At 54.3% G+C, this 13,594-nt stretch carries 8 protein-coding genes; 2 read left to right on the top strand and 6 right to left on the bottom strand.

What is annotated here, in order from left to right; all coding sequences use genetic code 11:
• Positions 1-279 precede the first annotated feature (279 nt).
• From BOSE62_RS04835 to BOSE62_RS04825, 3 genes are all read right to left on the bottom strand, one after another.
• Positions 280-5,574 (bottom strand): sacsin N-terminal ATP-binding-like domain-containing protein, encoded by a 5,295-nt coding sequence (locus BOSE62_RS04835; protein WP_159642563.1) that lies wholly within the window; start codon positions 5,572-5,574, stop codon positions 280-282.
• Positions 5,575-6,103: 529 nt separating this feature from the next.
• Positions 6,104-6,463, bottom strand: a complete 360-nt coding sequence (locus BOSE62_RS04830; RefSeq protein WP_159642561.1) for a hypothetical protein — start codon at positions 6,461-6,463, stop codon at positions 6,104-6,106.
• Between the two features lie 22 nt (positions 6,464-6,485).
• Entirely contained in the window at positions 6,486-7,382 is an 897-nt protein-coding gene (locus BOSE62_RS04825) for a hypothetical protein (RefSeq protein ID WP_159642559.1), read from the bottom strand.
• Positions 7,383-7,960: 578 nt separating this feature from the next.
• On the opposite strand from BOSE62_RS04825, the gene BOSE62_RS04820 reads away from it, so the two are divergent.
• A complete protein-coding gene (locus tag BOSE62_RS04820; protein WP_159642557.1) occupies positions 7,961-8,347 on the top strand; it encodes a hypothetical protein in 387 nt (128 codons plus the stop codon).
• An 11-nt stretch (positions 8,348-8,358) separates the two neighbouring features.
• A complete protein-coding gene (locus BOSE62_RS04815) occupies positions 8,359-9,999 on the top strand; it encodes a hypothetical protein (RefSeq protein ID WP_159642555.1) in 1,641 nt (546 codons plus the stop codon).
• Between the two features lie 288 nt (positions 10,000-10,287).
• On the opposite strand, the gene BOSE62_RS04810 is transcribed toward BOSE62_RS04815, so the two are convergent.
• The 3 genes from BOSE62_RS04810 to BOSE62_RS04800 form a co-directional block, all read right to left on the bottom strand.
• Positions 10,288-11,190 (bottom strand): hypothetical protein, encoded by a 903-nt coding sequence (locus tag BOSE62_RS04810; protein ID WP_159642553.1) that lies wholly within the window; start codon positions 11,188-11,190, stop codon positions 10,288-10,290.
• Positions 11,191-11,315: 125 nt separating this feature from the next.
• The gene (locus BOSE62_RS04805) at positions 11,316-12,572 is read right to left on the bottom strand and encodes a hypothetical protein (protein ID WP_159642551.1); all 1,257 of its coding nucleotides are present in this window, start codon (positions 12,570-12,572) and stop codon (positions 11,316-11,318) included.
• 71 nt (positions 12,573-12,643) lie between these two features.
• The gene (locus BOSE62_RS04800) at positions 12,644-13,411 is read right to left on the bottom strand and encodes a tetratricopeptide repeat protein (RefSeq protein ID WP_159642549.1); all 768 of its coding nucleotides are present in this window, start codon (positions 13,409-13,411) and stop codon (positions 12,644-12,646) included.
• Between the last annotated feature and the right edge of the window lie 183 nt (positions 13,412-13,594).

The following is a 13,594-nucleotide window of genomic DNA, read 5'->3' as shown; positions in this document are numbered from 1 at the left end:
TCTTAAATTATAGATTCGGTCTATTAATTCCGTTCTTCATGCACTCCGTTTTCTAATGATGCATTACAATAAATCGCAAATTGAAGTTTCATGTATTAAACAAGTTTTTTATGTCGATGATCGGGTTGACCAATAAATCTCATCAGTTCGCTTGGGGGCAACGTGACCTGCTGCGAAGATATCTATCATCGGGCGCATTTCAGACCGGTAGCAGTTGGGTCGACAACCGTCTTTCGGGTTGTGGCGTGCAGACGACTCAATCGCTCCTTCAACTATCGCTCATCGTTCGATGTCAAACTTTAATCGAGTTGCCCCGGCCCCGACCTCCTTAAACAGGCCCCGGCCATCGGCGCTCAACGGGTTCGGCAGCTGCATTACCCGCCATCGCGTAGGATCGAACACGAACGGGACATAGAGGATGCGATACTTTCGAGTGCCGTCCGACGAGCAGTCAGCCGCTACGCGCATCTCGTTCTGTGAAAACTCGAACTCGAAGGCGTCGTCTAGGTTCGACTTCACCTCGTAGCGCCATTCGACCTCGGCGGTCTGAACGCGGAAGTCGAATCCAAGAGCGTCATCGCCTTCCCAGTCAATTTCGATTAAGCCCCTGTTCTCAGAGACCCAACAGCGATCGTCATACCTTTCCTTATGCTTTTCCAACAGGAAGCGGCTGGCGAGATACTCGCTAGCGAAACCCATGGCCGAGCGGATATCTTCCGTGACTCGTTTTGACCGGCGCCTACCGCTGTTGCCTCCACCGCGCACAGCCTTGCGAGCCACTCGTTCGGACTGCTCCGTAAGGGAGAATCGACTACGCGAGCGCTTCAACCAGTCGCCGTTCAACATACGGTCGTCTGCGAGGTCGACCAGCAACCTCGCGAAGTCTTGATTGCGCGTGTCCAGCGAGACGTCTGCGAACTTAATAGTCCGCTTCTCCGCCTCGTTGCGCTCCTGACGCTGACGTTCGCGTTCGAGCTCGCCGTCGAGGTCGTCGGGGTTCAGTCCGAGGGCCGTCGGCTCGACCGAATGAGGCATGCCACGAGGCCATAAACCTGCTTGGTCTATAACCACAATCTCAGTGCCTTCCTCGACCCGCACGAAGTCGAGCAGCCCCTTACGGCCGACCTCCTTCACCGCGGCAAGCGAACCTTCCTTCCACGGGTCGGGAAGGGTATTCGCGAAACACCAGGCACCGACCACGCCGGCGTTCGTCTCGACAAAGCGCTGCAAGGTCCTCGCCGACAATCTTCGAACCTTCTCGACTGGATCCAAGTCTCCCTTGCCATCCGAGCCCAGCAGTTCATCCAGTTTAGCCTTCAGCAAAGCACGGACGTCCTCCTTGGCGAGATGCTCGCGGTCGATGATCCATCTTTCCTGGAACACCAAGAAATCCAGTTCACGCATCGAGACATAGCGATCCAGCGGGCGACCAGCCTCGAAGTCCGATAGGAAATGTCTGCGGATCCGGTCGAGTGCAATGTCGGACAGCTCTCTTTTCCAAGTCTCGAACAGCCGCCTGAGCTCGTTCTCGTTGGTAAGAATCGGATGGCCTAGCGAGGCGAGCACCCGATTTAGGTCGCCATAGTTCAAGTCGAGTTTACGACGGACTTCGGCGAGATCGGGTCGACCGAGTTCCTCGACCAGCTCTTCTGGAGTGCACGGAAGACGTTCGGAAATGCCAGTTAACGTCTCTACTATCTCGGAACGACGCGGGGAAGTGCCTAGCGTCTCGAAGAGCCATTCGGCTGTCGCTTGGTCGGTGATGCACGTCACGATCGGCACGAAACGTTCCAAAATGAGCGTATGGTCCGTCGTCATCGCATAAGCGTGATCGTGCACGAGATCGACCTTGCACCCCAATGCGCGTGCGAGTTCCTCGTCGCTGGGTCGCAATCTCGGATCAGGTGTCGGACGTCGGGCGGCAAGGCGTAGCAGGAGTGTTTCGAACGAACGCATGCGGCGATCGAGGAGTGTTGACAAGACCGGAGCAGCATCGGCCAGAACGGCCCAAGTGATTTCCTCACCGTCGCCCACCGCAAGCGTAGGATGGTCGTCGTCGGGAAGGGCGTAGAAACGGAGCGGTTCCTCTACCGCGGTTGCGCCGACCGAAAGTCTGATGGTTTTGCATCGGCGAAGTCGCACCCGCCGCAGCCTTTCCGCCACCGTGCCGCTCGGAATCTGACGTTCGAGGGCCTGCCCCAGGACTTCGTTGGCAAGCACTGCTGCCTCAGGAAGCCAGTCCAGTCCGTCCGCAGCTAGCAACGGATCGGAGTTGGAAACGACCATCGGCTTATGGTCGACAAGGACCCCTACCTGTCCGTCATCGACCGGCAGTGCATCGAAGCCGCCGCCAATTCGCAGCTTCGCTATAGCCTGCGTGACAAAATTCTCCTCAGACAGTTCTAGGACCGCCTCTCCGGCCGCGAGGACCGCCTTGGTTTCTGGCAAAAGCGGATCGCCGGTCAAGAACACCCGCGGCGGCGCGTCAGGATCTCCTTCGACGACGGAGTAACCGGTCGAAGTAAGCACAACGAGGGGAAGGTCGGAGGACAGGTCGAGTTCGGACGAACAGACCTCGCCCCAAACTTGCTGATAGGCCTTACGAAAAGCCACGCGCTCACGTGGCTGGAGATTTGAAGCGCCCGTCGCCATTGCTGCCAACTTGAGCGGTATCTGTTCTGGGTCAGACCAGTTACGCAAGTTGATTGGCGGGGAGAACATGACAGACGCTAGGCCCTCGTCGGTCTCGATCATCTCGACCAGCCTGTCCCTCGGCCGATCTACGTAGCGCGGCGGTCGCCGCCGCCCGTCAGTGCTCGCCCAGAGCTCGTCTGGCCGGCGGAAGCGCTCGTCATCGCTGTCGACCGGCATCCAGCGTGACGTCGCTAGGAAGACGGCCGCAGGCGTCAGGAGTTCGGTCTCGTTGCGTTCTGTTCCCCAACGCTCGTATCTGCCTAGGTGCCAATTTTTCCAACCTGCGTCACGCTGTGCGACCTGCACCATGGCTAGCTCGGCCAGCCTGCGCCTCGCCTCCGGAGGGAGTTTGCGGTGTTCGAGTTGTCCGGGAAAGCGCCACAGCTCGCCTTGCCGCGAATAGGCGGTCCAAGGGTTAGGAAGGTCAACGTTGGCATTAGCCGACACCCAAGCAGCGGTGCGACCTTTATCCATATCCTTGGTCTTGAGAAAGGCGTTCCATATATAGGTTGGTGCTCCGGTTTGTGGTGCCGTCTCGTCTGCCAAGAGCGGTAGACCGTCCTCAACACCGGCAGCGCGCAGGAAGTCCGTCCAGTCCTTGCGGAGCGCCACTGACTTTGGGATCCATGACGCTTCCGGGCGCAGAAGCATCTGGGCGGCCTTAGCGCAGTCGGGGGACACGGCGGAAGCCTCGGCAAGGTAAGTTGTTAGGTTCCTTCCTTGTGCTGTCCAGCCGTCGGAGAAGCGTGCCTCGCGAGCCGGCCTCCATCCTCCCGCAACCTCGACGTGAAGGTCAATCGTGGACAACACTTTGTGGCACTTGGATCCTTCCGCACGCCAAACTTCGAACGCCCACTTAAGCGCTGCTTCCCGTCTCTTGGGGGCAGGACGTTCGCTGAAGGTTGCCGGAAGCTCTGCCAGGACCTCCAGTGCGTCGTATCGCCTTACGAGGCCCGCCTTCATGAAATCCGCGACCACTTCGGACGTCAGCGACACATCGTCGTCGAGGATGGAGAACTTGCTTGCGAGCGCCTTCGGCGGCAGCGGCGCCCCTTCCGCCTTCCTCCGCTTTCCGATGGCATCGCGCACGAATACCGGGGTCTCCGTTTCAATACTCATGGCGGCCTTGATGCTACCGTCGCGCGTTAAGAGTATCTTCCTCCCGCCTAATTCTTTCAGGGCATGGACTGAGGGAAGCGCCTTCCGGCATTCCTCGTAGAATGTGCCCCAGGTTTTGGGCGACGATCCGTCGAATCCAAGCGATGCGGCTACCGCTTCGAGCCATCCCGCCAAATCCTGTTCGTTTGGCACAGCCCTGAGTGGGATCGTTTTCAGCATTCCGCAAATCCGCTCGAGACGGCGTGATCCTATGTTTGGGTCGGCCAAGTTAGCGACCCCTGCCTTGACCAAACGCCGCACCCGCAGAAGACGGTAGCCTTTCTCCTCCCATACGTATGCTTCCTCGAACGAGCACCAAGCGTCTTTGCCTTCAGCCTCGGGAACGACCTCGAGGTTCCGCCAATCGATCTCGTGCACCTTGCAAACGCGAGCGAGCCTGTCCACGTCCTCTGGATCCCAAGCGGCCAGATCAAAGATGGCATTCCTGTAAGTCGGGCCAGAGATCTCCTTGAGTTCGAGCGATGCCTGGACCGCGGTGTCGGCGAGCTCGTCGAGCAGGAAGGCGTTGAGTGGGAGCTCGAAGTTTGCGCGCCGTCGGTCGATCGAAGCGTAGAAAGGCGCGTCGACATGCCCGTCGAGTGGTGACGGCATCTCCGCGGCCATAGGAAGGAAGTTATAGATCCTTCCAGGCTCGGCATCGATGGCCGCCAATGGGATCGCGACCGACACCTTGGGGTCACCCTGCCAATCGCGCCATCTGACTAACTGCGCCTCCGTGGCGATACTCGCCTCGACGGCCTCGCCGAGACGCTCGCGGTCGACCGGTCGCCGCGCGACTATGTAGCGTCGGCGATCGGGCCCAATTGAGACAATCTCGTATTCGATGTCCGACCGCTCTACCGGTGATGGCCTTTTTACGACCTTGCGGGTCAACCTACGCCTGGTGACGTCGCCTCCTTCGTGGATCTCAATGACGACCTTCTCCAAACGATCTAGGAACAACAGCAGTGGCACCTCTAGCTCAGCTAGGGCGGTGGTTTGCGAGCGTGCCACAGAAACCGCCGCCCGCCCCTTTATCGGCAGGTGGACGACGGTGGCGAAACCCTCTTTCGCAAACTCCGCTATGTCGTTGCTTTGTTGCAGGATCGGCATCGCAGCGAGGTATCGCGGCAGGTCGCGTGCCACTTTGGCGGCCGTCTGCGGCGAAGTTACTCGCTTCGCAGCGCGTTCTATCTCGGCACGATTGGCGAAGCGAAAGCAGTAACCCTCGAACGCCTCCGCGCTTTTAGCAACCGCCTGAGAGTAGATTCTCACGTCGTCGGTGAGGGTTTCGACCGAACGAAACCCGAGACCCTTGTTTCCTATCCCCTCTCCAACCGACTTGCTAGACAGCCCAACGTTCCGGATGGCGTCGACGTTTCTCCAAGTGAAGCCCTTTCCCGTATTCGCTATAAAAAGGTCTGCTCGCTCGTCGCCGTGGATCACAAGCTTGAGGAGGATAGAGCCGACAGTCCCTTCGTCGTGTGCGTCGTGCGCGTTCTGGAACAATTCAAACAGGACCCGGTCGCCATATTCGCCGCCGATCACCTCGCCGAGATTCCGCAGGCTTTCGTAGGGCCGGAGGCCTTTGTCCGATGCCGCTGCCGCGTGCTCTAGTTGATCAGCGAGAACGGCTTCGAGCTGGGCGGAAGGCGAAATTTCCGTGTGTTCTGAGTTGTCGATTTCCGATTGTTCGAACGCACCTAAATCCGCTTGTGCCAAATCACCCTCCAATAGATTGCTCAATCGGACTAGAATAGGCGGATTTTAATTTCCAGATGCTTTTGTCGCCGGTCCCCTAATCGCATGAAGCTCAACGCCCAATTCAAAGAAATTGGTAACGGGAATGGGCGCCAATTTCAATTTTTCCATTTTTTGAAACTTCAAGATGTTCCTGGTTCCGATGGTCAAGATGGAAAATCCGGGCGCTTTGGCAGATTGCAATTTTGAGGTAGGCAACTAATATTTATCACTGCGCTAATAACAATAGATGTTACCGCCTCAGCGGCCAAGTCCTTCCCGCCGCTAACGTTCATCTACCGACTCCAAGTTAATGCCATTGCCCCAATTTGGAGTTTCTCTTTTAGCTAGACGATAAAAGTTGCCGTCTTTCCGAGCTGTCACGCCTTGACCCGACGTCGGGGGATCGAACACCACAGTAAAGTAACGCGGTGGCTCGATCAGCCGGTGTTTTCCGCGACAGCCGGCTGCGCGCGCCCTCTACGACTATCGAGGGCAAACTCGCAGGGCGTTACCGGCTCACGCAGGCATCGAGTGCCTTACGTGCGGTTTCGAGCGTGGTGACGCGCAGACGAGCCAATGGCTTATTTCGAAAGGTTTCAAGGGTATTGAGATTACTGTTTCGACCTTCCTTGCTGGCGGGTAGCAATTCGGGTTCGAGGTCATCAATCCGACCATCTGCGACCGCACGCGAGAAATACAGAAGCGGCGTTCTCGCTCGTTTTTCTACCGCGAGCTCGGCGCCGCATGTCGTGCGATAGCGAAGAACATATTTCGAATGGCCTTTTGGATGTTCGTCAATGTTTACGCAGCTGATTATTAGCGAGTGCAGCTCGGCCGTTTGCCTAGAAAGTCCGGTTGTATAGTGCATCTTTATTCTCCTGTTGGTGGGATCAATTGGTAATTCTGAGCTGTTCGATGAGGGAATTCCTGGTCGCGGGTGGTAGCGCGCGGCCCTCGTCAAACCAATCGCGCGCATGTTCTGGTGTAACGTTGTGTGCCGGCGCTATTTTCGACAGCGCGCCGAGATTCACGACGCTTGCCACTAACAGCCCACGCGTAGCATTGGCGGGGTTGGCATCATGCAGTTGCCGCGCAAGCCAAGCCGGATCTATCGTGGAAATCACAAAATCTTTTCGGCTCCTAAGCCAGTCAATTGCGTCAAGTGAGTGAAGAAAGACAAATGCAGGAGAGGCTCTGCCACGCTGCTGCGCGGCTCGCGTTGTGCTGGTCCGGATTATTTTGCCAGGTCCGCAACGATTACGAACGGTCCGCGTGTCCAGTTCCGTAAGAAGTGCCAAGTCGTTTACAGCCAATGTGGATTCGGTTTCGCCGTAAAATGCTCCTTCAATAGTCTCTATCAAATTTAGCCATGCATAGGCTAGGTTGTAGACTTTGCGCACTTCACCATTTCTCGCTGACGTGAAATCGATGCCACCTAAAGCAACATTGGGAAGGGTTGATAAAAAATGCTCAAGGAAGTCGAGCGCGTCATTCCGATCGAACTCTACATCCGGCAAATGCTCGTTATCTAGCGACAAACGGCGATCTTCCAGCATCATGTGAAGGCCGCGAATTTTTTCCGCGACGGCAAAACGGCCGAGGTCGATCGATGCGATGTCATTCTCTGACAGATTCTCTTCGGCCAACCCTTCGACCGTAAGACCTAGAAAGTCGTTTCGCATCGCATGGCCATGCGGCTCTGCAAGGGTAAAATAGAGATCATCCGCCTTCAGAAGCAGGCAGTGCCGCAAATTCGTTTCAACATTATCTAGAGTGGGAATATCCATGGCCTGCCCTTTTGTGATATTTACTTATCACTCATGTAAAGCCTCGAGTCAATAGAAATGTGATATGTAGATATCATTCTGCCGACAGCTTATGATTTTAGGCGAACTCCCTTATCTTAGGTCTTATATGGCCCGTCGGATGCGCTGAGACCGGACGTTGCGGTTCCCGACCAACGTCGTCATTTCCAAACCGATTCGAAGCGATAGAGATTGATAGTTTTCGGGGTGCATGATTAAAACTTGGAGATCAGTAATTGGACGCATCCATGCTCGCCGGCTTTATGACGCAAGGGCAGCGAGCCCACTACTGGCACAGATAATTGCCAGAGCGGCCATTGTCTGATCTCACAATATTCTGCCTGCGCCAATCAATCGCGCAGCTTTGACCATAACAGTCGAGGGACACCAGTTGCGGCTACTGGCAGAGCTGATCCCTTGGAGCCATGACTAGTGTATCGACGACGCCTCCTACAAAGCAGATCAGCTAGTGGAAGGCTAAGACACTGGGTGGCTGAAACCCCTGAGCCTCATGAAGGCGAAGGCACCACAACAAAATTGCCAGATACTTTGCCAGAATAATGATTGCGTATTACCAGAAAAATATCCAAGCTGTCCGTGCGTTGCAGGCAGCTCGCTCGTTACAAGAAGACATCACGAACGAACAGGATGTAATCTTCGCTATGCACTATTTTAACTCCATCCATAACCCTTCCCCCCTCAGCCGCCATGCCAAGGCGCAAATGCAACGTCGCTGTATACCGGAGGCTGCAGTCGAACTTTTATTGGATTTCGCCACTGCAACACCATCCGGCGGCGGAACTTTGCGTTATCGCTTCGACAAACGTTCTTGGGCGGTAGCTGAAGAATTTCTCGGTGCACAGGCGCGTGCCTTCGAAAAATTTCGCAATGCCTATGTCATCGAAGCAAGCAACGGCACGGTGGTTACCGCCGCCTGGTTGCATTAAGGAGAACTAGGATGGAAAATGTTATTAATGCTTCCAAACTATTCGAAAAGCCTAGTAAGGCGACCCACGAGGCTCGCGAGGCGAATGCCAATCAATCGCTAATGAACAAGCTGCGGCAGTCGTCTCGAACCGATCGCGATGACGCAGTTCTGATCGCTAAACGCCTTGGCGACATTGCCGAGAAGCTGTCACCAAAACAGCCGAAGAACATGGCTCGCCAATGGTTTGATGCATTATGGAACGGTGACCGTTGGGAAAAGCGCAAGCGCTATGTTATTTTCGATGGTGAAACGGCGCCTGATCCCATCGCAAGTAATGGCGCCGACTGGTCCGCGCTGATCGAGCAAGCCGCCAAAAGCCTTTATCCGGACGGGAGCATCACCTCGGAAAAGGAACGCGCAAGAATTTGCCGCGACGTCTTACGCGGGACGAATTATCTTCCCGCGCTCAACACTGTCCCTTTACGGTCAGACAGTGCACAGACCCTCATGGTCGCCTACGTCGCCAGGATTTGCGAAGCCATCGAAGAGCAGACCGATATTGTTGAACTGTGGGATGCGATGGATCAGGCTCCGTTTGCCATTCACTCATATGATCTTGAGAAGCCGACATATGAAGATGAGAACCCCGCCGATCCATTCACCGTGCGTCTTCGCAGCCTCGATCGCTACAACGGGGATGCCTACTCTAGAGGACCGTTAGGTGAAGCTTCGCGCAAAGCGGATGAAGTTTCGCGCTATCAATATAGGCAAAGAAGCGATGAAAGCTATCGCTTCGAGCCCAGCACTCGACACGACGACGAAGAGTGGCAATTCCCTACGACCTACCTTGGACTCGCTGGATATCGGCACGAGAGCCGTATTTTTGCAATTCCCCACGACTTCTTGGACGATCTCCCTTCCGGCCGAGAACGATTTGACGAATGCGAAGCAGATGAACAAGAGCTCATTTCCGAATGGCTCGTGATGAAGAACATTTCGCCAGACGACCCTCAAGCACGATTGCCGGAGATAATCTATTCCGAAGAACATGGGTTTGGTTGGAAGCCATTTACATATGACGTCCCTAGGCAAGTCTGGCTGCAAATTAGACCTCGTCCGGACGGTCCAGCGGGCCTGTGGCTAACTGGCAAGGCTCAAGATTTTGGGGCCTGCTATCCGGTGCTTCCGCAGATGGACACGTTAGCTGTTCAATCAAGTATAAGTTCGCGCTGGGACAGCTTCATACCGCAACACTATAATTGGCACTACGAGTCTCTGCTATGGCCCGAATTTATTCCCGAATTCATGACGAACGCTGACGTGCCTGAGGGCGCTATCACAGGTTTGTTTGAAAACCCATACCACGAGATGACAGATATAGAAGGATGGTTGGACGATCTTGATAACGGCGAGTTGCAGGAGTTCCTGTTCCGTCTTGATCCTAGATCTCGATTTTGCCCTTCGATTGGACTTGACGACGAGCTTCCTCCACCATGCCGATCGGGCACTATTGCTGCCGCGTTGTTCTCGAACGCCGGCAGCTCGCGCGATGAGCGCTTAGCGATGCAGCTAATATTGCAAGCCAACGTAATTGCTAGCAATGGACTAGATTTTCATGCGGCGCTTCTCGCCTCCAATCGCGCACTGATCGAAGCAATGATCTTGGACTAAGCAAACCGACTGAACTACTTGTCTTGCTGAACGGAAATGGTGGGTTGTTATGATCTAATAGTCTGGAACGGCAAGTCCGCTTTCCCAAGCAAGGCACTCGCTTGGGAGGGTCTAAATTGTGCGCAGAAGGCAGTTATGAAATCTTACCAATCCTAATGTCTGATTTTGGGTCGTTAGCGGATAGGCGGCAATCCGGTCGGATTTGGCTTTGAGCGGACTGTCCGCCAACTATATTTATCCAATGATATAAATGACTTACAGGGACTGCGCTCAGTCATAATCGCTTTGTTACTTATTACATATCCGGCGACCGTTTGAGACGTAACAGCGCAATGGTGTATTGTCGCGGATCGTCCTTTGGCGCTGACATGTGCTATCACACCAATTTGAGTTGGACGACGCATTCGGTGCGCTAGGCTGTGTGGGTTTGGGAACCGCGGCAGCAAATTCTGCTTCGATTTGTCTGGCGAAGCTGACGGGGACAGTATTGCAAGCTTTATTGTTGCTCCGGTAACTGGCTTGAAGCATGGACCACCAGCGCTCCCCCAGCTCTCCCGAACTTTTTCCCTTGTCGGATCCTAAGCGCCTAATAAGTTCATTGCAGACCGATGTTGTCACCGATGTCAGTTGGGTTCGCTGTCTTAGTTCCATTTGGTGCTCGGCGTAGGAGGCGCTTGGTGGCAACAGGTCGCGGTCCCTACTTGCGTCACTTCGTAAATCTTCGGTAATTTTTTTAAAGCGGCCGTCAATGGTGCAATTGAGTGTTCGCTGCGCCCAATTGAGCAACGTAGGCGGAGGACGGTTCATCCCTGGCGTGTTGAAGTTGGGTGTGGATTTGTCGTAGATGTCACGTTTGAATCTGGCATCCCAATATTCATTCCAGTCATGAAACTCGGGTGCATTCTTATCCAACTTGTTGCAGCCAGAATTGCTCAGCATATTTGTGCATTGGCGTATCGCAAAATTGATTTTATTATCAGATGCAAGAACAGAAGGTCCCGCCTCGTTCCAGCTCAAAATACCGTAAGCGCTATAGGATGCGTCCAACCTCGAATATGCTGCGTCCAGGTTGCGTTTCAGCTGTTCACCGGTAGGGCATGTCTGATCTTGCTGCATAGCATGTGCGGCCGGAGATGTGAGAATTCCAGCGACCAAAACAATAGATGTTAAAACAGCAATTTCTTTACGCATAAAATTATCCTCGAAGAACTTTTGGTCAAATTTCGATTTTGAATTCTTTGCAGCCCTCACGCTTCAAATTGATCTGGAACAAAAACCCAAAATCGCGCCGCGTGATGGTCAGACGCATCACCTGGTCACATGTCAGAGCCAAGCTCGGCATAGCATGCACCGAGCATATTCAGCAGTTTGTAACCGGACCCTGGGTCTTCATTCACCCATTCGGCATATGCTTCATCGCCAGCTTCGTTAGATTTTGCCACAATGGCATCAAAAGATTCAGCATCGCCCTGTTCCAACCGGTTTTTAGTTTTTGCTTTTTCAAGCCAAAAGAAAGATTGCTTCTCGGCGTTGTTTGACGAAAGCGCCGGATCAAGTGCGCCAACAAAGGTAGCGTTGTTCATGCTATCAACACTGTATTTCCATCGGTCCCAATAGGCTGCACACTCGGACATTTTACCGATTTCAACGGGATGGTTATCGGAATTCTGATATTTACGAAATGCTGCATTCGCACGTTCTGAATCTATTGCAGCTATAGCCGCATCGTCAGTGTCCAGGGAAGCTTCTGCTTGCTTTTGCTGCATCGCAGTCCCGGAGTCTGGATTATCAATATATTGCGTTTGGCCGACGGGCGTAGATTCATCAAAGGCCAGTCGATTGACCATTAGCACCCCTGCCCGAATAATGTAATCGATCTTCACGGTCCCTCCGCTCGCGCAACATTCTCCGTCACCTTCTCGCCATACTGGCGAACTGGCGAACAATTCACGCAGATCAATTTTCACGCTCTGCCGGATTGCAAATCCAGCAGGCAACATGGCGTTCACCTGCTCGAACCAGCGATCCATATCAATCTTGATCCATTTCTCCTTTGTGCGCACCAGCACAAAATCGGCGTTACCCTTTCCGCCGACATTTCCTGCAATATGGAATACCACCCCATCATCTGAATTTTCGACCATGTCAGGGGGAATAAAATAGCCCCAAACCTGATGTGCTGTAACAAGTTTCATATCGTCACCCGACATGCCTTCCGCAATGACGATCATTTCATGGACAGGCCCGTCTGTAGGCATTAGCTGCATATGTTGCCAGATTATCGGGCCACCACGCTCCATGCTGGCAAAGCTGCCGGATGATATGACCCAGCATCGCGATTCACTTTGGTAGAGGCAGCGGCTGCGAAGAGTGATCAAATAATCATTCGCCAAGGTCACAGCCTTTTCCATATCAGCCTGACTGCATCCGCTTTCATATCTGCCGTCGGGACACACGCCGATCTGCAATGCTGTGCCGGCGGTTTTATCGGACATGGCTTGTGCAGACGCGATGGTCGGTAGCGACAAAAAAGCCAATATAATTATAGCAATTCTTTTTAGATATTTAGCCAATGCACCCTCCCATTTTCATCGAATGATATTGGCGCCAACCGCTTGCGGGGCGTTGCCAGAATTTCTGCATCTCATTGTTTGGCTGCGCAGGCAGTCGGGTCACCCAGGTCGCAGCCCTTGGCAATCGCTTTTTTGCCGCCATAGATATCTAGCGCTCCGCCCTCGCCAACTTGCTGCATATTGCCATAGAAAAAACAGGCAGTGCCAACGTCCTGCCGACACAGCGCGCCATATGACGATCTTGCTTCAGACAAATCTTGAGGTCCGCCTTTTCCGTCATATAGGAACTGGGCAATCCGGAAGCAGGCCTCGGTGTGACCGGATCTGCAAGCCATCTCATAAGCGCGCCGCGCTGCGCCGTAGTCGCGGGGGCCCGTTTGATCACCCAATCGTCCATAATGCGAAAATGTGCCGACAATGAAACACGCTCTGGCCTGGCCGGCATTGCAGGCTTCGTTTAGCAACTTGGTGCCCTCGTCCGATTCCCCTTTTCTCATCGGGCTGGTAACCAGCAAGTCACCATAGTTGGTGCAGGCATCAATATTCCCTGCTGCGCAAGCCGTATCGAACATCGCCCGTGCGGCAATCCGGTCTTGATTCCCGCCCTCGCCATTGAGCAGCATTGCTCCGTAATTATTGCAGGCAGCAACCACATTTTTATCACAGGCCCTGCTGTAGAAATCTCTTGCAACGGTCAGGTCATTGACCGGGCTTTGTCCTCCGACGATCAGCTGCGCTCGATTGAAACAGCCGCCGCCGCTGCCGTAAAGGCAGGCCCGTTCAAAGCTGCCATCCGCGGCACCGACATCCTTCGGTCCGCCAGTGCCATCCTGTTGCATGGCGCCAAGGAAGTTGCAGCCCTCTGAGATCGTTGCGCTACAGGCCCGTTCAGACAGACTCCGTGCCGCGATATGATCCGGTGGACCATCCAGCCCCCGGTAAAGAGCGCTGATTGTGTTTAAACAGTCTTTATTGTTTCCTCCGTGGGCAGACAATGACTGACACGATGGCTCGTCGACCCG

The organism is Sphingorhabdus sp. 109 (assembly GCF_902506555.1).
Classification (GTDB): domain Bacteria; phylum Pseudomonadota; class Alphaproteobacteria; order Sphingomonadales; family Sphingomonadaceae; genus Parasphingorhabdus.
This window is presented reverse-complemented; position numbering and strand designations above follow the sequence as displayed.